This is a genomic window from Dyella nitratireducens (assembly GCF_014642835.1).
GTDB classification, from domain to species: domain Bacteria; phylum Pseudomonadota; class Gammaproteobacteria; order Xanthomonadales; family Rhodanobacteraceae; genus Dyella_B; species Dyella_B nitratireducens.
In genome coordinates, this window is record NZ_BMJA01000001.1 from 1,754,680 (window position 1) to 1,781,213 (window position 26,534).

The 26,534-nt window shown below is 61.4% G+C and carries 21 protein-coding genes; 10 read left to right on the forward strand and 11 right to left on the reverse strand.

Features of this window, described 5'->3' with window-relative positions:
- Positions 1 to 47: 47 nt before the first annotated feature.
- The gene (glk, locus tag IEX75_RS07980) at positions 48 to 1,079 is read right to left on the reverse strand and encodes a glucokinase (protein ID WP_188793690.1); all 1,032 of its coding nucleotides are present in this window, start codon (positions 1,077 to 1,079) and stop codon (positions 48 to 50) included.
- Between the two features lie 410 nt (positions 1,080 to 1,489).
- Here glk and IEX75_RS07985 point away from each other — a divergent pair, with 410 nt between their 5' ends.
- From IEX75_RS07985 to IEX75_RS08005, 5 genes are all read left to right on the forward strand, one after another.
- Complete coding sequence (locus IEX75_RS07985) at positions 1,490 to 2,776, forward strand: sugar MFS transporter (RefSeq protein ID WP_188793691.1); 1,287 nt, start codon at positions 1,490 to 1,492, stop codon at positions 2,774 to 2,776.
- 94 nt (positions 2,777 to 2,870) lie between these two features.
- A complete protein-coding gene (locus IEX75_RS07990; RefSeq protein ID WP_188793692.1) occupies positions 2,871 to 3,902 on the forward strand; it encodes a LacI family DNA-binding transcriptional regulator in 1,032 nt (343 codons plus the stop codon).
- Between the two features lie 85 nt (positions 3,903 to 3,987).
- Complete coding sequence (locus IEX75_RS07995) at positions 3,988 to 5,022, forward strand: SIS domain-containing protein (protein ID WP_188793693.1); 1,035 nt, start codon at positions 3,988 to 3,990, stop codon at positions 5,020 to 5,022.
- Complete coding sequence (gene nagA, locus IEX75_RS08000; RefSeq protein ID WP_188793694.1) at positions 5,022 to 6,185, forward strand: N-acetylglucosamine-6-phosphate deacetylase; 1,164 nt, start codon at positions 5,022 to 5,024, stop codon at positions 6,183 to 6,185. Before IEX75_RS07995 ends, nagA begins: the two co-directional genes overlap by 1 nt.
- A 110-nt stretch (positions 6,186 to 6,295) precedes the next feature.
- Positions 6,296 to 6,634 carry a nucleotidyltransferase domain-containing protein gene (locus IEX75_RS08005; protein ID WP_188793695.1) on the forward strand — a complete coding sequence of 113 codons (339 nt, stop codon included), beginning with the start codon at positions 6,296 to 6,298 and terminating at the stop codon, positions 6,632 to 6,634.
- 60 nt (positions 6,635 to 6,694) lie between these two features.
- Here IEX75_RS08005 and IEX75_RS08010 read toward each other — a convergent pair whose 3' ends face one another.
- Positions 6,695 to 8,407: an LTA synthase family protein gene (locus IEX75_RS08010; protein WP_188793696.1), complete on the reverse strand. Its 1,713-nt coding sequence runs from the start codon at positions 8,405 to 8,407 to the stop codon at positions 6,695 to 6,697.
- 161 nt (positions 8,408 to 8,568) lie between these two features.
- Here IEX75_RS08010 and IEX75_RS08015 point away from each other — a divergent pair, with 161 nt between their 5' ends.
- The 5 genes from IEX75_RS08015 (at position 8,569) to thrC (ending at position 15,671) form a co-directional block, all read left to right on the forward strand.
- Positions 8,569 to 10,596, forward strand: coding sequence for a bifunctional 2',3'-cyclic-nucleotide 2'-phosphodiesterase/3'-nucleotidase (locus tag IEX75_RS08015; RefSeq protein ID WP_188793697.1), 2,028 nt, complete (start codon positions 8,569 to 8,571; stop codon positions 10,594 to 10,596).
- 565 nt (positions 10,597 to 11,161) lie between these two features.
- Complete coding sequence (locus IEX75_RS08020) at positions 11,162 to 11,407, forward strand: hypothetical protein (RefSeq protein WP_188793698.1); 246 nt, start codon at positions 11,162 to 11,164, stop codon at positions 11,405 to 11,407.
- An 801-nt stretch (positions 11,408 to 12,208) separates the two neighbouring features.
- Entirely contained in the window at positions 12,209 to 13,351 is a 1,143-nt protein-coding gene (locus tag IEX75_RS08025) for a homoserine dehydrogenase family protein (RefSeq protein ID WP_188793699.1), read from the forward strand.
- Positions 13,348 to 14,337 carry a homoserine kinase gene (locus IEX75_RS08030; RefSeq protein WP_188793700.1) on the forward strand — a complete coding sequence of 330 codons (990 nt, stop codon included), beginning with the start codon at positions 13,348 to 13,350 and terminating at the stop codon, positions 14,335 to 14,337. Before IEX75_RS08025 ends, IEX75_RS08030 begins: the two co-directional genes overlap by 4 nt.
- Positions 14,334 to 15,671, forward strand: coding sequence for a threonine synthase (gene thrC / locus IEX75_RS08035; RefSeq protein WP_188793701.1), 1,338 nt, complete (start codon positions 14,334 to 14,336; stop codon positions 15,669 to 15,671). Before IEX75_RS08030 ends, thrC begins: the two co-directional genes overlap by 4 nt.
- 86 nt (positions 15,672 to 15,757) lie before the next feature.
- Here thrC and IEX75_RS08040 read toward each other — a convergent pair whose 3' ends face one another.
- From IEX75_RS08040 to phnG, 9 genes are all read right to left on the reverse strand, one after another.
- The gene (locus IEX75_RS08040; RefSeq protein WP_188793702.1) at positions 15,758 to 17,761 is read right to left on the reverse strand and encodes a tetratricopeptide repeat-containing sulfotransferase family protein; all 2,004 of its coding nucleotides are present in this window, start codon (positions 17,759 to 17,761) and stop codon (positions 15,758 to 15,760) included.
- A gap of 70 nt (positions 17,762 to 17,831) precedes the next feature.
- Positions 17,832 to 20,480, reverse strand: a complete 2,649-nt coding sequence (locus IEX75_RS08045) for a TonB-dependent receptor (protein ID WP_188793703.1) — start codon at positions 20,478 to 20,480, stop codon at positions 17,832 to 17,834.
- Positions 20,481 to 20,805: 325 nt separating this feature from the next.
- The gene (locus IEX75_RS08050; RefSeq protein WP_188793704.1) at positions 20,806 to 21,948 is read right to left on the reverse strand and encodes an alpha-D-ribose 1-methylphosphonate 5-triphosphate diphosphatase; all 1,143 of its coding nucleotides are present in this window, start codon (positions 21,946 to 21,948) and stop codon (positions 20,806 to 20,808) included.
- A 51-nt stretch (positions 21,949 to 21,999) separates the two neighbouring features.
- Positions 22,000 to 22,701, reverse strand: coding sequence for a phosphonate C-P lyase system protein PhnL (gene phnL / locus IEX75_RS08055; protein ID WP_229720695.1), 702 nt, complete (start codon positions 22,699 to 22,701; stop codon positions 22,000 to 22,002).
- Positions 22,698 to 23,468 carry a phosphonate C-P lyase system protein PhnK gene (gene phnK, locus IEX75_RS08060; RefSeq protein ID WP_188793705.1) on the reverse strand — a complete coding sequence of 257 codons (771 nt, stop codon included), beginning with the start codon at positions 23,466 to 23,468 and terminating at the stop codon, positions 22,698 to 22,700. Before phnK ends, phnL begins: the two co-directional genes overlap by 4 nt.
- Positions 23,465 to 24,304 carry an alpha-D-ribose 1-methylphosphonate 5-phosphate C-P-lyase PhnJ gene (locus tag IEX75_RS08065; protein ID WP_188793706.1) on the reverse strand — a complete coding sequence of 280 codons (840 nt, stop codon included), beginning with the start codon at positions 24,302 to 24,304 and terminating at the stop codon, positions 23,465 to 23,467. The genes phnK and IEX75_RS08065 overlap by 4 nt, the downstream gene beginning before the upstream one ends.
- Positions 24,301 to 25,404 (reverse strand): carbon-phosphorus lyase complex subunit, encoded by a 1,104-nt coding sequence (locus tag IEX75_RS08070; protein ID WP_188793707.1) that lies wholly within the window; start codon positions 25,402 to 25,404, stop codon positions 24,301 to 24,303. The genes IEX75_RS08065 and IEX75_RS08070 overlap by 4 nt, the downstream gene beginning before the upstream one ends.
- A complete protein-coding gene (gene phnH, locus IEX75_RS08075) occupies positions 25,405 to 25,980 on the reverse strand; it encodes a phosphonate C-P lyase system protein PhnH (protein WP_188793708.1) in 576 nt (191 codons plus the stop codon).
- Entirely contained in the window at positions 25,980 to 26,426 is a 447-nt protein-coding gene (gene phnG / locus IEX75_RS08080; protein ID WP_188793709.1) for a phosphonate C-P lyase system protein PhnG, read from the reverse strand. The genes phnH and phnG overlap by 1 nt, the downstream gene beginning before the upstream one ends.
- Positions 26,427 to 26,534: the final 108 nt, after the last annotated feature.

Below are 26,534 nucleotides of genomic sequence, written 5' to 3' on the forward strand. Positions count from 1 at the left end.
TTCGTTTCAGAACACTTCCTCAACCCTTTACATCTCTCACGCACACATCAGTGCGCGTGCTGACCATCCAGATACAAACCAGCAGCGCCGATCACGCCGAGCTGGCCATGCTCCATCAGTCGAACAGGTACTTGCTGCAGAAAAGGGCGCATGACGCCCTTGTTGAAATAGCGCTCGGCGAACGTGCTCGACAGCAACAAGTCGCGTATCTGCGGCAGGATGCCGCCCGCGAGGTATACCCCGCCGCGCGCGCCGTAGAGCATCACGAGATCGCCGACAAAGCTGCCGAGCAATCCGCAGAACACGTTCAAGGCTTCAACCGCGGCAGCATCCGTGCGCTCCACGGCGTTGCGCGTGACGTCGGACGGCAGTTGCAGGTTTGACGTTACGCCACGCAAGGCGCAGATGGCGTTGTACAGATTCAGCAGGCCGGGGCCGGACAACACGTGCTCGAAAGAAACGTAAGAGCGATTGCGCGCCAGCCAGCGCAGTATTTCGATTTCCAATTCGTTGCCGGGCGCCAATGAAACCTGCCCTGCTTCGGTGGCCAGCACGGTGGCGTGCGGCTTGCCTGGCAACAGCACAGCCGAACCCATACCCGTGCCCGGCCCCATCACCAGCACCGGACCGGGCACCTGCGGCGCACTGGTTTCGATCACCGGCACGGTATCGGCCTGGGTCATGAACTGCGTGGCGTAGGCAACCGCCTCAAAATCGTTGATGACGGCAAGACGGGAAATGCCCAGGCTTTCGCGGATATCGCGTATCGATACAGGCCACGGCAGGTTGTCGTTGACGATGGCATCGCCGAGCACATAACCGGCACTGGCGACGGCGCAATGCTCGACATGCGTATCTGCGCTGAGCTGTGCGACGAAATCCTTCAACACCGCGGTGAGGCTTGGCCATTCGGCGCAGGCATAGCGGCGGTATTCCAGCACCGTCACGGGGCGACGGCCATCCGGATGCGGGCTGACCAGCCCGATGCGGGCGTGCGTACCGCCGACATCGGCGGCCAGAAACGCCGGTTCCGGTGATAACGCCGATTGCGCCTTGCCATGTACCACAGCCTGAGCCACGCCCCCTCCTCACGCTTTTTTTCGCACCTCCCCTACAGAACTTGCAGGGCAACCCTCTAGGTACGTTTCGGTGACGGAGTCTGGTCAGGAATGACAACGCTGTCAACAGGTGGAAACACAAGCACGCTAGCGACCTGTGCCGCAGTGCGAAATGCCATGCCGCATGGTTACATCTGCAAGTTTTTAACCCTTTGACAGATGGTCATTTTTAGATCAATCATGTAGGCCAAATGGCCTATCCTTGCAACTGCTGCGACGCACCACGTCGAGGCGCTCGTTGGAGCCAAATGACGCACGTTGTCGGTGCTGCAAAAAGCCTTTGATTGACAACGTTGTGCCTTGAGGACAATAAAGGTCGTTACGGTGATGTCGGTTGTCGGCATCGGGTTCTGTCACGGGGAAAGCGCTACATGTCGTCCACCACTTACACCGCCGACGCGCCACGCACGTCGACCTTGTTGCCGATGATGATCATCGGCGTGTTGTTCTTCATCATGGGCTTTTTCACCTGGCTCAACGGGCCGCTGATTTCGTTCGTCAAAGTGGCTTTCACGCTGGACGACATCAACGCGTTTCTAGTCCCCTTTGCGTTCTACGTTTCCTATTTCGTACTCGCGTTACCCGCTGGCGCAGTGCTTAAACGCACAGGCATGAAAAAAGGCATGGTGCTGGGTCTTTTCATCATGGCGATCGGTGCGGCGCTGTTCGGCGAGTTCGTGCGCATTCGCATCTACCCGGGTGCACTCGCCGGTTTGTTCGTGATCGGCGCAGGCTTGTCGCTGCTGCAGACCGCCTCCAACCCCTACATCAGCATTCTTGGTCCCATCGACAGTGCTGCGCAGCGCATTGCCCTGATGGGCATCTGCAACAAAGTGGCCGGCGCACTGGCGCCGCTGGCATTCGGCGCGCTGGTCATGAAGGGTATTGATACCTTTCTGGGCCAGGTGACCGGCATGGCCGAAGGTCCGGCGCGCGAAGGCCTGCTCAATGACTTTGCCGCACGCGTGTTCTGGCCCTATATGAGCCTGGCCGGCATGCTGGTGGTGTTGGCCATCTGGATCCTGCTTTCCTCGCTGCCGGAGATCAAACCTTCCGGCGCCAACAGCGAACGCTCGATCGGGCATGGCAAAGGCGGCATTTTCAGCTTCCCGCACCTGTGGCTGGGTGTGCTTTGCCTATTCCTCTACGTCGGTGTGGAAGTGATGGCAGGCGATGCCATCAACACCTACGGCCAAGGCTTCGGCCTGCCGCTGGCAGTGACCTCGCACTTCACCACCTACACCATGGCGGCGATGCTGGCGGGTTATCTGCTCGGCTCCGCATTGATTCCGCGCGTCATCTCGCAACAGAGCTATCTGGCTGTGTCGGCGGTGCTCGGCGTGCTGTTCGCCATCGGCGCCTACGTCACGCACGGCTATGTATCGGTGGCCTTTGTTGCCGCACTCGGCTTTGCCAACGCCATGATGTGGCCGGCCATTTTCCCTCTGGCGATCAAGGGGTTGGGCAGCCATACCGAGCTGGGTTCGGCGGTGCTGATCATGGGCATCGTCGGCGGGGCGCTGCTGCCGCAGGCGTTCGTGCACCTGAAGCAATACATCGACTTCCAGCTCGCGTTCGTGATTGTCATCGTGCCGTGCTATCTCTACATCCTTTACTACGGAATGCGCGGCCACAACGTGGGCACTCACGCTGGTTAAGGCGGCTTCGTGAAGTCAGGCGCACACCCTTTCACCACCAATAAGCCGGGTCACTGGGCTACGATGCCCACCCGATACCCGGGAGGATCTCTCGTTGCACAGCCCCACCATCAAGGACGTCGCCAAACACGCCGGCGTTTCGTTGAAGACGGTTTCCCGCGTCATCAACCACGAGGCGGCCGTACGACCCGAGACCCGCGAGAAGGTGGAACGGGCGATCGAGCAGCTTGGTTACCATCCGGATCCTTCCGCACGCAGCTTGCGCAGCAGTTCGCATGCGTATGCGATCGGCCTGGTGTACGACAACCCGAACGCGCACTACGTGATCGACATGCAGAACGGCGTGCTGTCGGCCTGCCGCGAGCGCGGTTTCGGCTTGCAGATCTATCCCTGCGATTCGACCGCGCCGGGCCTGGCGGAGGAACTGGTCTCGCTGGTGCAGCGCGCACGCCTGGCCGGACTGATCCTGGCGCCGCCGATGTCGGAGCAATCCGCCCTGCTCGCCACGCTGAAGGCGAACGATGTGGATTTCGTGCGCATCATCGCCGCACGCGAAGACCCCAAGGACAGCATGCCCTGCGTATACGTGGACGACCACGACGCGGCCTATGCGATTACCGAGCATTTGATCCAACTCGGGCATACGCGCATCGGTTTTTTGTGGGGCGAACCGCATCACCGCTCCAGTCCGGAGCGCTACCAGGGCTACGCGGATGCGCTGAAGGATTACGGTATTCCGCTCAATCGCAAGCTGATTCTGCCGGGACGCTACGCCTTCGACGACGGCTTTCGCGGCGCACGCAAATTGCTGGCGCTGAAAGAGCCGCCCACCGCGATCTTCGGCTGCAACGACGAGATTGCCGCAGGCGTGCTGGCCGCGGCGCGTTCGGCGGGCCTGGATGTGCCGTGGGATCTTTCCATTGCCGGGTTCGAGGACAGCCCGTTCTCCAAGCAGGCGTGGCCGGCGCTGACCACGGCGCGGCAATCGACCAGCGAGATCGGGCGGCATGCGGCGCTGCGCTTGATCAGCGGTTTGCAGCACGAAAACAGCAACGAGTTGGCCAACGAAGGTTTCATGCCGGAACTGGTGGTGCGCGGATCGACGGCGCCGCCGCGGCAGACCTGATCGTCCAGTCTTATCTCTCACCTGAATCCTTTCCCCCGACAGGGAGAGGAAAGGCTTACTGCGTCTTATCTTTTCCGGAGTTTCCATGAAATCCGCTCGTGACACCCTGATGTACAACGAGGCGCAGGAAAGCGCCGCTACCGTCGAACGGCAGCTCACGCAAAACGCAGCGATCCTCAAAGCGCTCGGCGAACGACTGCGCGCGAATCCGCCGCGCTTCATCGTCACCTGCGCGCGCGGCAGCTCCGATCACGCTGCGGCGTATGCGAAATACGTCTTCGAAACACGGCTCAACCTGGTCACCGCCTCCGCGTCGCCATCCATCGCGTCCATCTACGATGCGAACCTCAAGCTCGATGGCGCGCTGTTCGTGGCGATTTCGCAATCGGGCAAGAGCCCCGATCTGCTGCGCAGCGCAGAAGCAGCAAAGCAGGCCGGTGCTTACGTGATTGCGCTGGTGAACGTTGAAGATTCACCGCTCGCAGCCCTGGCCGACACGGTGGTTCCGCTGCGCGCCGGCCCCGAACGCAGCGTGGCGGCGACCAAGAGCTATCTCGCCACGCTCGCTGCCGTGCTGCAGCTGACGGCGCATTGGTCCAATGACGACAAACTGCATGCCGCGATCGCGCGTCTGCCCGACGATCTGCGCCGCGGCTGGGATGGCGACTGGAGCGCGCTGGAGCAAGGGCTGGTCGGCGTGCACAACCTGTTCGTCGTCGGCCGTGGCTACGGTTTCGGCGCCGCGTTGGAAGCGGCACTCAAGCTCAAGGAAACCTGTGGTCTGCATGCCGAGGCATTCAGCGCCGCTGAAGTGAAGCATGGCCCGATGGCGCTGGTGGGCGAAGGCTTTCCGGTGCTGTTCCTCGCACAGGACGATGGCACGCTGGAAAACACGCTCGCCGTCGCCAACGAATTCCGTTCGCGCGGTGCACGCGTGTGGGTGGCGGCGCCTGGTGCACAAGGCCCTGATGCACTGCCGCTGCCTGGCGGCATCGATCCGATCGTCACGCCGCTGCTGGCCGTGCAAAGTTTCTATCGCGCCGCCAGCGCCTTGTCGCTGGCACGCGGCTACGATCCGGACGTACCACCGCATCTGCGCAAGGTCACGGAGACGGTGTGATGCCTCCGAATCCGCTTATCGCCCTCGTCAACGGCCGCGTGCTCGGCGACCACGGCCCCCGCGAAGGCCTGGCTGTGCTGGTACGCGGCAAGCGCATCGTCGCGATCGTTGCGCATGACGATCCACGCCTTGCCGATGCGCAGAAACACGATCTGCATGGCCATCTTTTGCTGCCTGGCTTTATCGACGTGCAGGTGAACGGCGGCGGTGGCTTGCTGTTCAACGATGATCCCAGCGTGGATACCTTGCGCGGCATCGTCGAAGCGCATCGCCAGTTCGGCACCACCGGCATGCTGCCTACGCTGATCACCGATACGGCAGACATCATGCGCGCCGCGTTGCAGGCCGTAGACGATGCGATCGAGCAGCGCGTGCCGGGCATTCTCGGCATCCACGTGGAAGGGCCCTTCCTCGCCAATGCGCGCAAGGGCATTCACAACGCCGACCTGTTCCGGCTGCCAGATGATGACGATGTCGAAGCGCTGATCGCTCCGCACAAAGGTCCGGTGATGCTGACGTTGGCACCGGACCAGGTACCGCTGCCGGTCATCGCACGCCTGGCTGGCGCCGGCGTGGTCGTCGTCGCCGGCCATACCGCCGCCGATTACGCCACCACACGCGCCGCGCTGGATGCCGGGGTGTGCGGCTTCACCCATCTCTACAACGCCATGACGCCACTCGCCAGCCGCGATCCGGGTGTCGTGGGTGCCGCGCTGGACGATCCATATAGCTGGTGCGGTTTGATCGTAGACGGCCACCATGTGCATCCCGCGACGCTGCGCGTCGCCATCGCAGCCAAGCAGCGCGGCAAATGCGTACTGGTCACCGACGCCATGCCGCCCGTCGGCAGCGCCCGCCCCGACTACGTGCTCAACGGCCAGACCATCATCATGCGCGACGGCATTTGCCAAAACGAAGCCGGCGTGCTGGCGGGTTCCGGCTTGGACATGGCGAGCGCCGTGCGCCATACCGTGCAGATGCTTGGCTTGCCGCTTGCGGAAGCATCACGGATGGCTAGCGGCTATCCGGCAGCGTGGATTGGGCTGGAACGCACGCATGGCCGGATAGCAGCCGGGTATCAAGCGGATTTTGCGGTGATGGATGACGCGCTGGTAGTGCGCGAGACGTGGGTAAACGGCGTCGCTTATCCGGCTACCGCGTAGGTTGGGGTGCAAACCCCAACATCGCTTCAAGTGGGCGGCGTTGTTGGGTTACGCTGCGCTAACCCAACCTACAACGGCATCTTCTTCGCTGTCTGTGCATAGGATGTACCATGCACCACCTCGACCAGGACACCCAGCAAGCCATCCAGCGCTTTCTAGCGCTGATCGCGTCACACTATTCGGTGGCCGGAGCCATTCTTTATGGCAGTCGGGCTCGCGGCACTCACCATCGCGATAGCAATGCGGACCTGGCCATTCTCCTTCAAGGTGAACACCAGCGTTTCCTCACCACCAAGCTGGCGATGGCTGATACGGCGTTCGATGTCCTGCTGGAGACCGGTATCAATATCTCGCCATTACCCATCTGGCTGGACGAGTGGGAACATCCCGAAAATTTCTCAAATCCAGAATTGCTTTGGAATATCGCTAAGGAAGGTATTCGTTTGTGAGCAAGCTTACACCGGCAGCGTTGATGGCAATTGAGGCCAGTTGAAAAATCTTCCCTGACCTCACTGATAAACACGCAGCCGATTAAAAACCCACCCGTAATACGACTTCACCAGCGCCTTGTCCGCACAATCGGCATACAAGCCGTTGCAACGCTCTCGCAATGACGTCAGCGCAGAAAAGTACGCATCCATCGGCAGGTCGGCAGCCTTCAACACCATGCCCGGCAGATGCGCAATATCCAGCATCGGATACGTCGGCAACGCTGCGCCGGGCACGTTGCTCTTGATCATGTAGTAGGTCAAGTAATCCTGATATGGCACCAGCGACGGCGGCAGGTTGCGCGGTAATGTGCGCATCAAATCGTCGAAGGAAGGCTGGTGATCGCCAAAATGCACCAGCACCGTCGGCTGCTCGCGATCCAGGAAATCGTGCTCCAACCCTTTCATCGCCACGTCGGAGTCGTGCACGCGCTGCAGGTAGGTATCGAAGTTCAACGCGGTAGCCGGCGGCAAGCCTTGCAGCAAATTCTGGAACTGCTTGGGCAAGGTCGACATCGGATCATCATGCGGGCCGTGCTGGTTGATGGTGAGGATCATCATGAAGATCGGCTGGCCCGGCTTCTTCAGCTTGTCGTAGACGCGCTTGGCGGCATCGAACATCTGGGCATCCGTTTCATCCCAATCGTCCAGGCCAAGCTCGCCGGCACCGTAGAAATGGTCTACGCCGTACGCCTTGTAGGCATCGCGCCCGTTGAGGAATTCGCCGTGCGTCGGGTAGATGGCCACCGTGAGATAACCGAGCTTTTTCAGCAGCCGCGGCAGCGAATCCTGCACGTGCGGGGCGAGCACATAAGGCGCATACATGCCGCCGGGCCCGAAGATGTCCTGCGGCATGCCGGTCAGTGCCGCAAACTCGCTGACCCAGGTGCCGCCGCCGAAGGTATGCACACGCATCACGCCGGTGCCGCGCGTGCGTGCATCGGGTTTGAACATGTCCAGGTGGCACTCAGGCACGGTGCAATGCGTAAAGGGCGCGGGATCGAAGGTGCTTTCTTCCAGCACCTGCACGATATCGGGATAGTGGCTGGGATCGACGGTCGACGGTACGTCGGTGGCGGTCGACTGCCAATCACGTGCCGCCGTTGCAGTATCGGATGTGGCCGGCACGTGTACGCTGGAATCACGCAGATTCACGAAGAAATTGGTGAGATCCGCATCATCGGACATCTTTTCCCACGTGCCGCGCGCATGCACTCGTTCGAAGGGACCGGTGGGCAGCAGGCAGATCCAGAACGCCAGCACACTCAACACTATCCCGGCCACACGCAGCAAAGCACGCGGCGCCTTGCGCCAATGTTGCAACAATGCCCGATCGCAATACCACGCCAGCCACAACACGATCGGTACGGCGATGACGACGCACAGGCCAACGCTGTAGATGTCCGGATAGCGCCGCAAGGTTTCGAACAAGCTGGAACGCACGTAGTACACGAAATCCGCCGGCATCAGCGGCGATTCCAGGTACTCCTCTTTCAACACGGTGATGGCACGCAGCAGCAGGAACAGTCCGCCGCTGAACACCAGCGCGAAAGCCATGCGTGCAAACACAAACAGCGACACGCCGAACACGCACAGCATCAGCGTGAATACGAACGCACGCTGCTCCAGCAACGGCTCCTGCCACGCGGTAAACCACACGCAGACGGCAAAAAAGCCCCAAGCGCAAACAGCAGCTATGCGGTTTCGCGAGGCGCGAAACGGAATCAACGGCATGGGTGTCCCCTGGATCGGCAGCGCCGGGAAAGGCGCTTTCTTCTGGTTGTCAAAGTCGCGTCATTTTAGTGTCTTTTGACCGCCACATAGAGGACACGGCAGACGCGAACTGTCACCCATATCTGCTAGGTTCATGCATTTGACGCTCCCGAACCTGCCCCATGCGCCAACGTTCCCGCCTCACCGCCCTTGCCGCTGCCCTCCTCCTGGCCGGATGCGCCAGCCAGCCACACTCCGCACAACCCCAGGCCCAGCCGCTGCCGGATGGTCTGCGTGCCGATATCGCCGTGCTGGAAACCACCGACCTTCACTCCAACATCCTCAGCTATGACTACTACAAGCAGAAAGCCGACCCGACGCTGGGCTTCGAGCGCACCGTCACCCTGATCCGCAAGGCACGCGAGCAGTACACCAACAGCATGCTGTTCGACGCCGGCGACACCATCCAGGGCAGCGTGCTGGCCGATTACCAGGCCCAGGTGCAAAAGGTCGGATGCGGAGAGGAACTCGCGATCTACAAGGCCATGGACGCGGTGGGCTACGACGGCGGCACCATCGGCAACCACGAATTCAACTATGGCCTGCCCTTCCTCTCGCAGGTCACCGGCACACCGATGAATGTGGATGGCGGCGCCGCCCAACACTGCGCCGGCCCGCACTATCCGCTGGTGCTGGCGAACGTGAACAGCGTCCGCGACGGCAAGCCGATCTTCCAGCCGTGGACCATCGTGAAGCGCAAGATCGCCGCCTTCACACCGGATGGCAGCAAGCTCAGCGTGCCGTTGAAGATCGCCATCATCGGCTTTACGCCGCCGCCGATCATGCAGTGGGACAAGCAGAACCTGCAGGGCAAGGTGACCGTCACCGGCGTGGTGGAAGCGGCGCAGAAATACATGCCTGAGATCCAGGCGCAGCATCCCGACCTGGTGATCGCCATCCTGCACGGCGGGATGAATACCTCGGCATATACCGCCGATATGGAAAACGGCGGCTGGTATCTGGCAGGCGTGCCTGGCATCGATGTGCTGCTGATGGGACATGAGCACACCGACTTCCCCGGCCCACGTTTCGCCAACATGCCGGAGGTCGACGACGAGCACGGCTTCGTGCGCGGCGTGCCGGCCGTGATGGGCGGGTTCTTCGGCAAGGACCTGGGCGTGATCCGGCTGGCCATGATGCGCCAGCAAGGCCATTGGGTGATCGACAAGAGCAAGACCTTCAGCCAGGTGTGGCCGATCTGTCCGCCCATGCTGATCGCGGGCAAGCCCACGATTTCCGCATCGAACTGCGTGCCGGCCGATCCGCAGATTTCGCTGGTGGTGGGCAAGACCCAGCAAGCCGCGATCGATTACGTCAACACACCGATCGGCCAGGGCGCGGTGCGCATGAGCAGCTATTTCGCCGACGAAGGCGACATGAGCGCGCTGGCTCCCGTGAATGCAGCGCAGATCGATGATGTGCGGCATGAACTGCCTGCCACGCATCCGGAACTGGCAAACGCGCCAGTGCTAGCCGCAGCGGCAGCATTCCGCAATGGCTTTGGCGGACCTGACGACTACACCGACGTGCAACCCGGCCCACTCACGCTACGTAGCGCGGCGGATCTGTACTTCTATCCGAACACGCTGTCGGCCGTGAAAATCGATGGCGCCGCACTCAAGGCCTGGCTGGAAAAATCCGCCGAGCGTTTCAACCGCATCGATCCCAAGGCGGAAGGCGAACAACAACTCGTCAACGCGAAATACCCTGGCTTCAATTTCGACCAGATCCAGGGCGGCATCCGCTACGTCATCGACGTATCCAAACCGGTGGGGCAGCGCATCGAAAAGCTGAGCTATCAAGGCAAACCCGTGACGCCATCGCAAACCTTCGTTGTCGTCACCAACAACTATCGCGCAAGTGGCGGCGGACGCTTCCCAGGCCTGGATGGCAGCAACATCGTGTTCGCTTCGCCGGATGGCACGCGCGAGATTCTTGCGCAATGGTTGAAGTCACATCCGACACTTAGCGTAGACGATCTACCGCACGCGTCGTGGCATTTCGCACGGCTGAAAACGAAAGGCACGGTGGTGTTCACGTCCGCCAGCGACAAACAATCGTTGGCGGAGGCCGATGGTTTGCACAACATCCGCCAGCTGCGCGACAACGGTGATGGTACGGCGGTATATGTTATCGACCTTTCGCACTGAGGCGGCAGAGCCCGTTCTTCGTAAATTGAGATGCAAACCCTGAGGTATTCCTACGTTTTTGAGCTACTCAAAAATGGGCTTTTCGCCGCCAATATCCACCATTTTTGCCTCAACGTCATTCCGGCGAAGGCCGGAATCCATGCTTCGCATTCACCATGGATTCCGGCCTTCGCCGGAATGACGGCTCGGTAATTTTGTAGCTCAAGGTTAGCTTGGTGACTTTTTTCAGATCATCGAGCAGAAAACGTAGGGATAACTCCGGGCGAAAACCTCAACCTGCATAGGCTGTCAGCAATGCGGGTGTTGCGTCCGCACCAATCGCTTCCACCGTCGCCTTCACCACGTAAAGATTAGCTGGGACGATTCTTCTCCCCGATTAAAGCATTCGAGAACATTCGACCCACTCTTGGGTCGATCGCGGAGGTGAACCTGTCCCCGTTTTTGGAAGTGAACCTGATCCCGTTTTTGTAGCAACTCCCCGCTTTACACATCCATTTTATTGCCTGAATGCAACGCTTCAGGTGCGGTCGCCATTCCGCGTGTCCTTCAACAAGGAGACCAAGTTATGAACGACGATATTGTGGCAAAACTCCAGCAGTACGCCGGAACCAATACAGCGGTAACGGTCGGTGGAAATTTCCCCGGCGCGATAAATGCCACCACCTACCAGGGAACCGTGTCGCAGGTAGACACCGATGGGGGAACCGTCACGATACATAACACCGTCTATAACAGAGACAATGATGTATCGCTTGATCAAATAGATTTCATGACCTACCCGGGTGGGTCAATCCCTTCGGGTGGGCCATAATGGTGGCATTCCTGTCCGGATGTGCAGGCATGGCATGAGGCAATGAGGAATACGGAGAGACCTGACATCCCTTCATGATATCGCTGCATTTCAAACGGGTTGCTTGCCGTTCGCAAGCAACCCGCTTTCGTTTCGATGCCAATGCACAACGTTCTCGCGCCGTATGAATTCGATGGACTTGCTTGAATCCTGCCAAGCCAATGTCATCGGAAAGCATCCGCGCCGCTCCAGAAACAAAATCTATTCAATGATTTTTCCGTCAGCGACGGCACAACGCAGATACATTGAGCAGACAGCAAGCTTCTGTAGGTTCGAATGTAAACCCTGATATCGCCAGTTACTAAGCGCCTCGTTTGTAGCTCGTAGGGTGGGGTGCAAACCCCAGCATCGTGCACCATCAAGCGTGGCAACGTTGGAGTTTGCACCCCAACCTACGTAAGCACGGCGAACGTGCAGATACGACATAAAGTTTCCCCTGAAACTTTTATCCCTTGACCTCATGCAATAGTTTCATTAGGCAACTGTTGACAGCCGCTGCAGCGCACAACTATCGTCGGTTCCATGTCGCCCGCCTACACACCAGCACGCATCGATATCGCACCGGTCAACACCGGTCGGATGGGTGTTGCAGCGACAACGATCATCGCCACGATTATTACCACTACTACCGGAACCGGAACGACCGGGTCTGGGGTGGTGTCTGTGCGCGAATAGTCTTCACACGCAAACGGTCCCGCCCTCGACGAGGCGGGCCGGCACTCCCGACCGCCAGCGAGCTAGGGGCCTCTACCGGAGGCCGTCATGGAAAGCTGTGCATCACTCATCGCTGAACATCCCCACCGTCTGCCTCCGCTGCAGGCTGCCGTGTCGCGACGACGAACGCTGGCCGTCGGCCTGGTCGGCCCCGGGCGCGTCGGCGGCGTATTGCTTGCCCAGTTGCGCGCGGCGCAAGAGCGCCTGCTGCGCGAAGCAGGACTGGAACTGAAACTGTGCGGCGTCGCCGCCAGCCGCCGCATGTGGCTGGATTGCGACGATCCGGAACTCAATGCACAGCACGATGCACAGACCTGGCGCCCCACCGATCTCGACCAATTCGCCGCGCACGTTCGCGGCGAAGATGGCCGCCACGCGATGCTGATCGACTGCAGCGCAAGCGACACGGTGGCTTCGCAATATCCCTACTGGCTCGCTTCGGGCATGCACGTGGTAACGCCGAACAAACTGGCCAGCAGCGGCCCGCTCTCGCGTTGGCAGGCAATCCGCGCTGCGAGCCAGCATGGTGGACGCTTCCGCTATGAGGCAACCGTATGCGCCGGCTTGCCGGTGGTGCAAACGCTGCGCGATCTGCTCGACACCGGCGATCAGTTGCTCTCCGTGGAAGGCATGTTCTCCGGCACGCTGGCATGGCTCTGCTGCCACTACGACGGTAAACGTCCGTTCTCCGCGCTGGTGCGCGAAGCGCATGCGCTGGGTTATACGGAGCCCGATCCGCGTGACGATCTGTCCGGCATGGACGTGGCGCGCAAGCTGGTGATCCTGGCGCGCGAAGCCGGCTGGCCGATGTCCCTGCATGACGTGGCGGTGGAAAGCCTGGTACCAGAGGAGCTGGCCGAGCTGCCGCTGGAAGAATTCATGGCACGCCTGGACGAACTCAACGCACCGATGGCCGTACGCCTGGCCGGAGCCCACGCTTGCCAGGGTGTGCTGCGCCATGTCGCCAGCCTCGACCGCAACGGCCGCGCCCAGGTCGGCCTGCAGGCACTGCCCTCCTCGCATCCGTTCGCGCACACGCGGCTTACGGATAACATCGTGCAATTCCGCACACAGCGTTACCGCGATAATCCGCTGCTGGTGCAAGGTCCCGGTGCCGGTCCCGAAGTGACGGCGGCCGGGATCTTCGCCGATCTGCTGCGCATCGCCGAATCGCTGGAGGTGCGCGCATGAACGCTCCTCTTGCCATGAAGCCCCCGATGTCCGCGCAACGCCTGCAAGCCGCCTCCGCTACCGCCTTTGCCAGCGTCGGCAACGTGGGCGTGGGTTTCGACATTCTTGGTCACTGCATCACGGGCGCAAGCGATCGTGTTGATGTGCGACGGATGGATGCACCCGCTGTGCGCGTGGCCGTTATTGATGGCTGCGTGGACGTGCTGCCGATGGATGCCGCGCAGAACACAGCCGGTGCCGCCCTGATGGCTTTGCGCAAAGCACTGGGCTTGCAGCACGGCTTCGAGATCTCGTTGCACAAAGGCATCGCGCTAGGTTCCGGCATGGGCGGCTCGGCCGCTTCGTGCGTAGCGGCGCTGGTGGCGGCGAATGCACTGCTGGAACGGCCGCTCTCGCGCGAATCGCTGTACGAGTTTGCGGTGGAGGGCGAGGCCGTAGCCAGTGGCGGACGCCATGGCGACAACGTCGGCCCAATGCTGCTGGGCGGCCTGGTGCTGGCCACGCGCGAACGCCTGGTACGCGTGCCCGTGCCGCCGAGCTGGCACTGCGCGCTGGTGCATCCGCATGCGGTGCTGGAAACACGCAAGGCTCGTGCCGCGCTGGCCGGCGACTACGCGCTGGGTGAATTCGTGGCGCAGTCGGCCAATCTTGCCTTGGTGCTTGCCGGTTGCTTCCGCAGCGATGCGGAACTGGTGCGTGAAGGTCTGAAAGATGTATTGGTGGAACCACGCCGCGCATCGCTGATCCCGAATTTCGCGCGCGTAAAGCAGGCGGCACTGGACCACAAAGCCCTGGGCGCCAGTATCTCCGGCGCCGGTCCCAGCGTGTTCGGCTGGTTCGAACATCGCGCGCAAGCCGAAGCCGCGGCCGAAGCCATGCGCAGCGCCTTTGCGGAGGTAGGGTTGGATAGTGACAGCTTCATCTCGCCGGTAGATGGCCCCGCCGCTACCCTTGTTCCTTCGGTTGACACAGGTGAGCATGCATGAGTGCAGCGTTGCGTTATCTCAGTACGCGCGGTGCGAGCCCGGCCGCAACGTTGAGCCAGGCGATTGCGGCGGGACTGGCGCCGGATGGCGGCTTGTATGTACCGGATCACTTGCCGACGCTGCGTGTCGAAGACTTCAAAGCCGACGGGAGTCTTGCCGAAACAGCCGCGACCTTGCTCGCGCCCTTTTTCGCCGGTGATGCACTGGCGGCCGAATTGCCAGCCATTTGCAACGAAGCACTGACATTCCCAACACCATTGCGGCCGCTGCCCCAGCATCCAAACACATCCGTGCTCGAGCTGTTCCATGGACCGACCGCCGCGTTCAAGGATGTCGGCGCCCGTTTTCTCGCCGCCTGCCTGCGTCGCGTGCGTGGCGATAGCACGACACCATTGACGATACTGGTGGCGACGTCCGGCGACACCGGTGCTGCGGTCGGTGCCGCATTTCATCGACAGCCGGGGATCGAAGTAGTGATTCTTTACCCCGATGGCCGCGTCTCGCCGCGCCAGGCGCATCAGCTCGGCTGTTTTGGCGACAACGTACAAGCACTGCGCGTGCAAGGGCGTTTCGACGATTGCCAGCGCATGGTGAAAGCCGCGTTGAACGATGCCGCGCTGCAGGCACAATCGCCGCTGTCTTCCGCCAACAGCATCAGCCTTGGCCGTCTGCTGCCGCAGATGAGCTACTACGCACATGCCGCATTGGCGTGGTGGCAGAAGCATCGCGAACCGCTGAATCTCGTCGTGCCCACCGGCAACCTGGGCAATGCACTGGCGGCCGTGTGGGTGCGTGCGATGGGTTTGCCGCTGGGGCAGATTCGCCTCGCTTGCAACGCCAACGAAACGCTGCCGGATTTCTTTGCCGGCCATGACTACACGCCACGCCAGGCCGTCGCGACGCTGGCCAATGCGATGGACGTGGGTGCACCCAGCAATTTCGAGCGTCTGCTCTGGACCTATCCGGACGCGAATGAACTGCGCCATGCATTTGAAGCGCAAAGCGTGGACGATCGCACCATCACCGCAACCATTTCCTTGCACGCACACGAGCATGGCGAAGTGTTCTGCCCACACACCGCTACGGCGATGCACGTGCTGGATCAACGGCGCGCTGCCGGTGACAACGCACCGTGGGCAGTCGTGGCGACCGCACACCCTGCGAAGTTCGAAAGCGTGGTTGAGCCCTTGGTCGGCAAGCCGGTGGAAGTGCCGCCTGCGTTGGCGGCGATGCTGCAGCGACCGGCGGCGGCGGAGCCTATGGTCGCGGGAGATGGCGTGTTGCGGGAGTGGTTGTTGAACAGGGTGGCTCAGTACGTGGCGTTGCCATCCTGAAGGCAAGCCTCAGTTTGTAGGTTGGGGTGCAAACCCCAACATTGCGATCCAGGAAGGCGTAGCCATGTTGGGGTTTGCACCCCAACCTACGTGCGATAGCGTTCCAAAGCATCGCCAAGCATTTCTTTCAGCGGCGCAAGGTGAGGCGCGTACTTCGTCCACTGATCGAGGCCATCGCGGAAGATCGGCTGGCGTACCTGCTCGGAACTGGCCGTGCGCACACTGCGCTCGGTCTTATGGAACGCCAGACAACCCATCTCGAATGGCAGACCGCAGAAATCGAGAATGCGGCGTACGCTGCCTTCCAAGTCATCGACCACGTCTTCGTGATGGATACGCAATACACGGCCCGGCAAAGCGTCATCCCAGTGTTGCATCAGGTCGAGATAAGTACGGTAGTAACGCGCGATATCCTCGACGCTGTAGGTGAACTCCTGACCGGCAGCAAAAAGCTGCTTGAGATTGCTGAAGCAGCAAGCCATGGGTTCGCGGCGCGCATCGATGATTTTCGCGTTCGGCAGCATCAAGTGGATCAGGCCAAGATGCCGGAAGTTGTTCGGCATCTTGTCGATGAAGTAAGGCTTGCCGCTGCGATAGATGCGGGTGTCATGCAGGTACTTCTCACCGAGTTTGCGGAAATCCTCGGGCTGCATCTCGGCAAGCACCCCTGGATAGCGCGGATCATCCAGATTCGGATCACGCCCCTGCAGATCGAGCACGATGCGGGGGATATCGGCCAGTTCCTGCGTACCCTCGACATGCGAGTGCGAGGCGAGAATCTGCTCGATCAGGGTCGAACCCGCACGCGGCAGGCCGACGATGAATATCGGATCGGAACTCGGATCACCCGCACTTGCGCGGCTTGCCAGAAACTCCCCGGTGCACACCTCGATCTGCCTGCGCGTATTGGTTTCGATGATCTCCGGGCGATAGCGGCTTTCGGAACGCTTGAGCGCGTTGCCTTGTTCGTAATGGCGCCACGATTCGGCGTAATCACCACGATCTTCCAGCGCCTTGCCTAGCGCGAAGCACAGATGGTAGCGGTCAGCCAGCGGCGTATCGCGCGAGGCTTCTTCGTCACGCATGCGCGCGATTTCATCGTCGGAGAAACGGTAGGTCTTGAGGTTCGCCAAACTCCAGTACGCGTCACCAAAGTTGGAACGCGCCGTGGTGGCCGCACGATACGCGTCGATCGCCTCGGCCTGCTTGCCTTGCGTCTTCAGCGAATGAGCCAACGACAGGTGCAGGTCAGCTGCACCAGGCATGTCGCGCAAAAGTTCCCGATAGAGCGTGATCGCGCGCTCGTGTTCACCCAGGCCGACGCTCGCACTGGCGTAAAGCGTGCGATAGTCGAGATGGTTGGGCTCGATAGCCAGCAGCTTTTCGATCTCTTCGCAGGCGCGCTGATACAAATGTCGTTCGAACAGTACGCATGCATAGTCATAGCGTGCCGTTCGGTAATCCGGAGCGATCTTCAATACCGCTTCGAGCAGAATCTCAGCGTCATCGAGCACATCGCGCGCCAGGCCGATGCGTGCAAGCAGGCGCATGGCTTCGACATCGTTGCCCACACGCAGCAGATAGGGACGAATGACGTTTTCCGCCGGTTCCAGATCACCATCCGAGAACAGGCCGGTGGCGTGGACAACGTCGGGCGCCAGCCGCTTGAGTGTGGCGACATGCGCCGCTGCCGTCGCGGCATGGGCCGTGTCGCCGACCATGCGATACAGGCCTTCGAGCATGTGCCAGCTCGCCGGCAAGGCGGGATTGATGTTGACGGCACGCAACAAGGCATCGATCGCGCGCGGCGCATCGCGCATCGCTACATAGCAGAGGCCCCGCTCTTCATGCAGGCGGCTGAAATGGGGATAGCCCTGTTCCAGTTGCGCCAATGTCGCCAGGGCAGCATCGATCTGGGCAAGGTAGCGCTGGTTCTTGGCGATCAGGTGGAGCACATCACGATGATCCGGCGCATCGGCGGCCAACGCCTGGGCAGCCTGCAGCGCCTGCGCATGCTGACCCTGCTGCTGCAGTTCGCGTATGCGTTGGATGCCCTGCTCCACCGATGTTTCGATCGCCGTGGCGTTCATGCGTAAACCTTAAAAAAAGAGGGTGGGCTTGCGCCCACCCAATTCTACTTGCAGTTGCGGAGTAAACAGATCAGAACTTGAAACCAACCTTCACGCCCAGTACGCGCGGGCGAATCGGCACTTCCGACTCGATGAACTGCGCCGAGGAGGTGAACACGCTGGCATGGTTGTTGGTCAGGTTGGTGCCGTAGAGCGACACGTTCCAGTTGTCCTTGGCCACACCGATCGATGCGTCGACGGTGGTGTAGCCGCCCTGCAGGTAACGCAGTTCCACGGTGGTGATGTCGGTCACGCCCGCGCCGTTCGGATAGGTCGCCGGCTGGTTGTACATCGAACCGGTGCGGTTGAAGCCGGCTTGCGCGAATGCCTTGAAACCGCCGCCGAACGTCCAGTCATAACGCAAGCGCATGTTGTACTGCGAACGGGGCGAGAAGGCCGGCACACTACCGACGTTGCCGAATGGATTGGCGAATGGCGTGTTGTCGCCAACGGCTCCGGTTTCGATGATGCACGAGTTGTACCCGGGTGATCCTGGAATATTGTTGACCAGGCACGGCGAGTTGGTCTGCTTGGCATGGTTGAGCGAACCGGAGCCCATGATGGTCAGGCCGTCGGTAATGCGACCCGTGAATTGCACTTCCAGGCCATCCACCTTGTAGTTCGGACCATTGACCGCGAAGGTGGTGTTACCCAGCACCAGCGGGTTGAAGAACTGCATCTGCACATTGTCCCAGCGCATGTCGTACGCGGAGGCGTTGAACAGCAAGCGGTCATCGAAGAATGTGGATTTGAAGCCGATTTCGTTGTTGGTCAGCGTGTCGGGCGCGTAGCTGATCGGCTTCTGGTACTGTGCCTCACCATCGAGCTTTGCCACTCCCGACGTCGTGCGGTTGAAGCCGCCCGGACGGAAGCCCTGCGAGAAGGTGTAGTACACCATCATATTCGGCGTGATGTTCCACTGCACGTTCGCGCGGCTCTTAAAGCCGTGATACGTCTTGTGGTAGTTCATCACCGTGTCGTTGCCCACGTAGGTGCCGTTGGGAACGTCGACCTGGGCGGCCGTGGTGTAGAACTCCGTACCGGTCTGCCATTCGGAATAATGGTAATAACGCGTGCCACCGGTGACGGTCAGCACATCCGGGATGATGTCATACGACATCGAGCCGAACGCCGCCTCCTGCTTGTAGCCGCGCTGCGCGTTTTCGCCGAAGGCCGTGCCAGCGGGAAGCGTGACACCCGGCGAAGACTCCGCGACGGCCACGCAGGGGTTGCCGCCGGCGAGGGCGGTGGCGAGGTTTTGCGGCGTACAGGAAGGAATGGTGAGGTAGTTGAACCGCATGTGGTCGTCGATGTTGAAGTCTTCATAGTACAGACCACCGATGACCCGGAAGCGACCGTCTTCGGGCGTGCTCAGCCGCAACTCGTGGCTCTGGTGCGAGCTGCTAACCGTGTCGTTCCAATAACCGTTTGGCGAATAGCAGATCGGCTTGCCGGCGCTGGACAGACCTGCCGAGGTGCCGGTGCATTGGTAATACATGCCGCCCGCGCTGCGCGAGTAGTTGGTGTAGTCCTGCTGCTCGCTGATGCGGCGATTGGTATAACCGCCGGTGTACACCAGCGAGAGGTCGCCGATCTGGCCGTTCAAGGTCCAGGCCGTGTTGGTGAAATGGTCATTATTCCAGGCGGGCACGAAGGTGGTGATCTGATCGGTGCCAAGTCTCTGGCCGTCCGCGCCGATCGGATAGGTCGAGGCCTGACCTTTGGCATCCTGGTTCTGGTAACTCTCGGCGATCAGGAAGTTCCAGTCGTCGTTGAACTTATACAGTGCGGACAGGCGTGCACCCTGGGTGTCGACCGGATTCCAGTTGTTCTGTGCCACGGAATAGTTGTTGGCCACCGAGGTGCCACCGGCGGCGATATAGGGAGCCATGGCACCGCCACCGTCGGTCGGCTGGCGCGTGAACGTGCTTGGCACGTTGTCAATGTAACCGCCCTGATGATCGTTGTAGATCACGCCGCGTACCGCGAACGTACCAGGAATGATCGGCAGGTTCAGCACCGCGTTGGCCGAATTGTTCGGAGCGCCGCCGTCGGTTACGCCGGTGCTGGCTTCGGCGCTACCGCCGAACCGGGTGAGATTCGGTTGATTGGTGATGTAACGCACGGCACCGGCTTCGGCGCCACCGCCGAACAGGGTGCCCTGCGGGCCTTCGAGCACTTCGACGCGGTCCATGTCGACCATGTAGATGTCGAGATTGCGCGCCGGGAATTGCATGGATTGGTCGTCCAGATAGACGGCCACGTTCGGGAACGGTGCGATGGTCGCGCTGGACTGGTTACCGAGGAAGCCGGTACTCAGGCCGCGCATGTAGATGTTGCCCTGGCCAGGGCCGTTCGCGGCAAAGGTTACATTGGGCAGATATTTGATCAGGTCGTCGAACGACGTGGCGTTCAGCTGCTGCAACGTATTGCCGCTGAATGCCTGAATCGTGATCGGCACGTCCTGCATGTCTTGAGCCATATGCTGCGCAGTGACGGTTACGACGCCGAGCATGGCTGCCTGGGCCGACGTTGTCTTGTTCGGCTGGCTGGTGGTGGCCGGCTGGGTGGCTGTAGCCGGTTGCTCGGTCGGAGCAGGCGGAGTCGTGCCGTCGGCATAGGACACACGACTCACCGCGAGCGCGGCCAGCACCGCGCAGGTGATTGGATTGATCTTCAAGGTGGTATCCCCCAAGGGTGTTATAGCCGGAAGGCGCCGGCACAAAGGCCTGATACTGCAGCTAAGCAAAGGCTAAAGAACGGCGATGAAACGCTTATGACGTGGTCTAGCCAAGTTCGCTGGCTGTCTATGTCTTTTGCTTACCCTAACGAGTAAAACGGACCGGCACGTGGCCATGTACGCAGGCATCATGCATTGCAGTGTGCGCATGAAATTGCGGTCGATGACACGTAGGTTGGGGTGCAAACCCCAACATTGGGATGCACGTGCGCAGGAAGATGTTGGGGTTTGCACCCCAACCTACGCACTACATCGAATAAAACGATTAGAACGCGCGCTCCCCGCGCACCCACACATGGCGCACGATGGGCAGATCATCCACGGCGCGCATGCGCACCACGTCTGCGCGCATGCCGGCTTTCAACGAGCCGCGATCACCAAAGCCAAGCGCTTTCGCAGGATTACGACTTACCGTCGCCATCGCCTTGTGCATCGACCAACCAGCCTTGGTGTGCAGCATGAACGCGCCGTGCAGCAAGCTGGCCGGCACATAATCGGATGACAGCATGTCCAGGCGATTGGTGCGCGCCAGGTCCAGTGCCGCGACATTGCCCGAGTGCGAACCGCCGCGAACGACATTCGGCGCGCCCATGACCGTGGTGAGCCCACGCGTATGCGCCGCATCGGCAGCTTCTTGCGTGGTGGGGAATTCCGAAATCGTCACACCGATACGATGCGCGTGCTCCACCTGTTGCGTGTCCGTATCGTCGTGGCTGGCCAGCACCATGTTGCGGCCCTGGATCATGTTCAACACGATGTTTTCGTGTTTTGCGCTGTAGTGCGCCTGCTGCTCGGTACGCCGCTTTACGACGTCGGCGAATTCGTCTTCCGTCCAGCTCATGTGATTCTTGCTGTAGTACTTGCGGTATTGCCCCAGATCGCGGTATTGGCGTTGGCCCGGCGTGTGATCCATCAGCGACACCAGGCGCACGCTGCCGTGATTCATCAACGGCTCCAGCGCTTCGATCAGGCGCGGGTAGGCCAGCTCGCAGCGCAAGTGAATCCAGTGGTCCGCGCGTAGGGCGCCGGTTGCCTGGCCTTCCAGAATCGCATCGTAGGTGCTGCGCAAGGTTTCGATGCGCACGCTTTCTTCTTCCAGATCGCCCACTGACAACGCATCGAACACCGTCGTAATGCCTGCCGCCGCCACCTGTGCATCATGCGTCAACACAGCGGGAATCGACGGCCAGATCACGCCAGCACGCGGCATGAGGTGCTTTTCAAGATTGTCGGTGTGCAGCTCGACCAGGCCGGGGATGATGTAATCGCCTTCGCAATCGATCGCACCTGGTGCCTGGGTCGAACCGTCTTCCACCAGGCGGATGATGCCATTGCGGGCGATAAGGGTGCCGTGAATCACGCTGTCGTCGAGCACGATGCGGGCATTGGTCAAAACGAGATCGTTCATGGTCATCTCAACGCAGATAGGCAGCAATAACGGATTGATGGGCGTTGTGCATCAGGCGGCTTCGAGCGCTTGCATCGGGAACAGGCGGGTAGCGACGCGATCGCGCATGTCCTCGTCGTGGAAGATGCCGAGCACGGCGGAACCGGCACTGCGCGCTTCGGCCAACAGTTCCGCGACGACGGCGCGGTTATCGGCATCGAGCGATGCGGTCGGCTCGTCCAGCAGCAGAATCGGGCGCGGCACGATCAAGCCACGTGCAATGTTCACGCGCTGCTGTTCGCCGCCGGAAAACGTGCTGGGCGGAAGCTGCCACAAGCGTTCGGGCACATTCAGGCGGTCCAGCAGATACGCAGCCCGGCGCCGCGCTTGCTGGATATCGACGCCAAGCGCCACCAGTGGCTCGGCAACGATATCCAATGCAGGCACGCGCGGAATCACGCGCAGAAACTGGCTTACGTAACCCAGCGTATGGCGGCGAACCTCCAGCACCTGATGCGGCGTGGCCTTGGCCAGATCGAGCCAGCGATCCTGGTGCCGTACATGCACGGCGCCGAGACTGGGGCGATAGTTGGCATAGATCACGCGCAGCAAGGTGCTCTTGCCCGCGCCCGACGGACCGGACAACACCACGCATTCGCCGGCATGCAACTGCAGGTCGAGCCCACGCAGCACATTCAGGCGCGCGCCCTGCTGCTGGTGCAATTCAAACGACTTGCTAAGGTCGCGCAGTTCTAGCATCAAGGCGGCAGTCATGTCGTCAGTACCGAAGAAACGAGCAATTGCGTGTACGGATGTTGTGGATCGTCGAGTATTTGGTCGGTAAGGCCCGTTTCGACGACACGGCCGCCCTGCATCACCATCGTGCGCGCAGCGAGCAAGCGTGCCACGGCCAAGTCATGCGTCACCATCACGGCCGCCAGCCCCAGCTCGTTCACCAGTCGCCGCAACAGATCGAGAATGCGCGCCTGCACCGACACGTCCAGGCCGGCCGTGGGCTCGTCCATGAACACAAGGCGCGGTTGCGTGACGAGCGTGCGCGCAATTTGCAGACGCTGCTGCATGCCGCCGGAGAAACTGGTGGGCGCATCGTCGATGCGTGACGGATCGATCTCCACGCGTTCGAGCCAACTGCTTGCCATGTTGCGCAGCTGACTGTAGTGGCGCATGCCAAGCGCCATCAGTCGCTCGGCGACGTTGGCACCTGCGCTGACATTCAAGCGCAGGCCGTCACGCGGATTCTGGGTGACGAAGCCCCATTCCTCGCGCGCCAGGCGGCGGCGATCTGCTTCGCTCAACGCACCAAGCTCGAGCCATTCGCCGTCACGCTGGCGGTAACGCACGCTGCCGGCAGTGGGGGTGAGCTGTGCGGCCACGGCGTTGAGCAGGGTCGATTTACCCGAGCCCGATTCGCCGACGATGCACAGCAGCTCGCCCGGATGCAGGTCGAAGCTCACCGCCTCGCAACCGATGCGTGGACCGTAGTGAAGACTCAAGTCGCGGACTTGCAACAGCGCACTCATGCTTGTGCCTCCACGCGACGACCGCTGCAGTAGTCGGTATCGGAGCAAACGAACATGCGCGTACCGCGATCGTCCACGACCACCTCGTCGAGATAGCTGTCGCCCGATCCACATAATTCACACTGGTGTTCCCAGCGCTGAATCTCGAACGGATGGTCGTCGAAAGCCAGGCTTTCCACACGCGTGTACGGCGGAATGGCATAAAGGCGTTTCTCGCGTCCCGCACCGAACAGCATCAGTGCGGGCGAGCGATCGAGCTTGGGGTTGTCGAACTTGGGGATCGGCGACGGCGACGTGAGAAAGCGCCCATCGACCAGTACCGGGTAGTCATAGCTGGTGGCAATGTGCCCGTACTGGGCGATGTCTTCGTACAACGTCACATGCATCAATCCGTAATCGGCCAGGGCGTGCAACGTGCGCGTCTCGGCTTCGCGGGGTTCCAGGGTGCGCAGCGGTTCGGGTTCGGGTACCTGAAAAATCAGGATCTGATCTTCGCGTAGCGATGTTTCAGGAATGCGGTGACGCGTCTGGATCAGTGTGGCGTCGGCGGTGTGTTCGGTGGTGGCGACGCCGGCCACGCGCGAGAAAAAGCGGCGGATATTGACGGCATTGGTGGTGTCGTCCGCACCTTGGTCGATCACTTTCAGAACGTCGTCAGGTCCGAGCAAGGCAGCCGTGACCTGAATGCCGCCGGTGCCCCAGCCATAGGGCAGCGGCATTTCACGGCTGCCGAACGGGACCTGGTAACCAGGAATCGCCACGGCTTTGAGCAGCGCACGGCGCAACATGCGCTTGGTGTCTTCATCGAGGAAGGCGAAGTTGTAGCGCGGTGTCATGCCTGTGCGCCTCCCGCGATGCTGCGCGGCGTCTCGTCGGTATCGGCCGTTTGCTGTGCGGCCAGCGTACGCAACAGCGACAGCTCCGCCTGGAAATCCACGTAGTGCGGCAATTTCAGATGCTGCACGAAACCGGAGGCTTCCACGCTGTCCGAATGCGACAGCACGAATTCCTGGTTCTGCGCGGGGGCATGGCTCGATTCAGCCAATTCATCACAGCGCAAGGCGCGATCGACCAGGGCCATGGACATCGCCTTGCGCTCGCCCTCGCCCATGCTCAAGCCATAGCCACGCGTAAATTGCGGTGGCGTGCCGTTGCCGCCATGGAATTGATTGATCATCTGGCACTCGGTCAGCGTGATCGAGCCGATTTCGATGGGGAAACCAAGCTCGTCGGGACATATCACGACATCCACCTCGCCCATGCGGATTTCACCCGCGAACGGATGGTTTTCCGCGTAGCCGCGCTGCGTGGAGTAGGCCATGCCGAGCAGGAAACCTTCGTCGCCGCGCGCAAGATTCTGCAAACGCGTGGCGCGATCGGCGGGAAAGGTCAGCGGTTCGCGCGTGAGATCGATTGGCTCCGGATCGCTGCCGGGCTCGATGCGTTCGATCAGCGCTTCCGCATCGAGCAGATCAAGCACGCGCGGCATGCAGGCAGGCAACGGTGCATCGGCAGGCGTCACCGGTGTCACGGATACGGCGTCGAATTCGAGCAGGCGCTGGGTGTAGTCGTAGGTGGGGCCTAATACTTGCCCGCCGGGAATATCCTTGAACGTGCCGGAGACGCGGCGCCGTACGCGCATGGCGGAGGTATCCAGCGGCCGCGTGTAGCCGAAGCGCGGCAACGTGGTGCGATACGCACGCAACAGAAAAATGGCTTCGAGCATGTCGCCCGCCGCCTGGCGAATGGCCAGCGCAGCCAGTTCTTCATCGTACAGCGAGCCTTCCTGCATCACGCGCGCCACGCCGAGGCGAAGCTGTTCGCGAATCTGCGCAAGTTCCAGTTCCGGCACCGCTGTATCGCCACGGCGGGCCTCGGCCAGCAATTCCAGCGAACGGGCGATGGCTTGCTCGCCCCCCTTTACGGCTACATACATTCAAGCCTCCAGCAGGCGAGTCGTGCGCGGCATGGCAACGACCTGTTGCGCGGCGACGAAATAGAGGTCCAAACCCAACGGAAACTGCGTGGAAAGCGCGGCCCGTTGCTGCCAGAAATCGCTCGGCAAGCCCTCGACGCTCAGTCTTTCGGCGTCACGAATGCCGGGACCGGCAAAGTGCGCGCCGCCGTCCGTGCGAAAGCCGTTGACCTGCACGATCAGGCTGGCAGAACGATCCGGATAGCGCGGGTCCCCGTGTGCAAAGCACGCCAGCGCGGGCATCGAGGCGGGATCGTCGATCAGCGCAAAGTCCGCCTGCTGCGGCTGGTCGGCCAAGCGCAAACCGGTATGGAAGCGCAGGTGGTCGACCGCTTCGGCGTCGGGGCGCTGCAACCAGATCGAGGTTGCGGCATCGCAAAGGGTCAACAGGATGGCCATCGCTTCCGGCGCAACGGCCGCGGGCGACGGCGGCACGACGGGCAAGCGGCGCGGCACCGCCGGGCGGGCCATCGCTTGCAGCAGCTCGCGGAACGTGCGCTGGCTGTCGAAGACGGGATCGGCAAAGGCGGTCAGCATCACTCGCCTCGCACCACGGTAAAGAATTCCACCTTGCTTGCCGCAGCCTTGCGGCTCGCCTCCTCGCGCCGTTCATCAAGCGAACGGCGCAACGGCTCGATCACCTGCTGGCGCAGTCGCGGCGCTTGTTCGGGGTCTTGCATCAGCGCATCCGCAAACGCAGCCAGTTCGGCATGGCGCGTCTGGCTGCCGCGCACCCAGGCATGGCCGATGCGCTCACCCACCTGCACGCTGCAGCGAGTCACCGTGACCTCGCCGAAATTGAATTGCGGACCGGTGCCGCCCATCCGGCCACGCAGCATGTACAGACCGGTCTGGGCCGGACGCAACCAGGCGGTATCGGCAGGCGGCGCAAAGGCATCCATCGCCGCGGCGAGCTCGGCCGGATCGGCCTGGGCCAGCAGCGACATCCATTGCGCGCGCGCCAAGTGGGGGGAGGTGTCCATGCGTATTCCTAGGCTTGTCACAAATATCTAGTTATCTAGACAGGTTGAGGCGCGACCAGACGCCTCTCACGAGACATTCCAGCAGGCCAGCGTGCCGTTGCCATGACG

Excerpts from the sequence above, each read along its gene's own strand:
- IEX75_RS07985 (WP_188793691.1), top strand. The coding sequence starts at position 1,490 with ATGTCGTCCACCACTTACACCGCCGACGCGCCACGCACGTCGACCTTG.
- IEX75_RS07995 (WP_188793693.1), top strand. The coding sequence starts at position 3,988 with ATGAAATCCGCTCGTGACACCCTGATGTACAACGAGGCGCAGGAAAGC.
- nagA (WP_188793694.1), top strand. The coding sequence starts at position 5,022 with ATGCCTCCGAATCCGCTTATCGCCCTCGTCAACGGCCGCGTGCTCGGC.
- IEX75_RS08005 (WP_188793695.1), top strand. The coding sequence starts at position 6,296 with ATGCACCACCTCGACCAGGACACCCAGCAAGCCATCCAGCGCTTTCTA.
- IEX75_RS08010 (WP_188793696.1), bottom strand. The coding sequence starts at position 8,407 with ATGCCGTTGATTCCGTTTCGCGCCTCGCGAAACCGCATAGCTGCTGTT.
- IEX75_RS08015 (WP_188793697.1), top strand. The coding sequence starts at position 8,569 with ATGCGCCAACGTTCCCGCCTCACCGCCCTTGCCGCTGCCCTCCTCCTG.
- IEX75_RS08020 (WP_188793698.1), top strand. The coding sequence starts at position 11,162 with ATGAACGACGATATTGTGGCAAAACTCCAGCAGTACGCCGGAACCAAT.
- IEX75_RS08025 (WP_188793699.1), top strand. The coding sequence starts at position 12,209 with ATGGAAAGCTGTGCATCACTCATCGCTGAACATCCCCACCGTCTGCCT.
- IEX75_RS08030 (WP_188793700.1), top strand. The coding sequence starts at position 13,348 with ATGAACGCTCCTCTTGCCATGAAGCCCCCGATGTCCGCGCAACGCCTG.
- thrC (WP_188793701.1), top strand. The coding sequence starts at position 14,334 with ATGAGTGCAGCGTTGCGTTATCTCAGTACGCGCGGTGCGAGCCCGGCC.
- IEX75_RS08040 (WP_188793702.1), bottom strand. The coding sequence starts at position 17,761 with ATGAACGCCACGGCGATCGAAACATCGGTGGAGCAGGGCATCCAACGC.
- IEX75_RS08050 (WP_188793704.1), bottom strand. The coding sequence starts at position 21,948 with ATGAACGATCTCGTTTTGACCAATGCCCGCATCGTGCTCGACGACAGC.
- phnL (WP_229720695.1), bottom strand. The coding sequence starts at position 22,701 with ATGACTGCCGCCTTGATGCTAGAACTGCGCGACCTTAGCAAGTCGTTT.
- phnK (WP_188793705.1), bottom strand. The coding sequence starts at position 23,468 with ATGAGTGCGCTGTTGCAAGTCCGCGACTTGAGTCTTCACTACGGTCCA.
- IEX75_RS08065 (WP_188793706.1), bottom strand. The coding sequence starts at position 24,304 with ATGACACCGCGCTACAACTTCGCCTTCCTCGATGAAGACACCAAGCGC.
- IEX75_RS08070 (WP_188793707.1), bottom strand. The coding sequence starts at position 25,404 with ATGTATGTAGCCGTAAAGGGGGGCGAGCAAGCCATCGCCCGTTCGCTG.
- phnH (WP_188793708.1), bottom strand. The coding sequence starts at position 25,980 with ATGCTGACCGCCTTTGCCGATCCCGTCTTCGACAGCCAGCGCACGTTC.
- phnG (WP_188793709.1), bottom strand. The coding sequence starts at position 26,426 with ATGGACACCTCCCCCCACTTGGCGCGCGCGCAATGGATGTCGCTGCTG.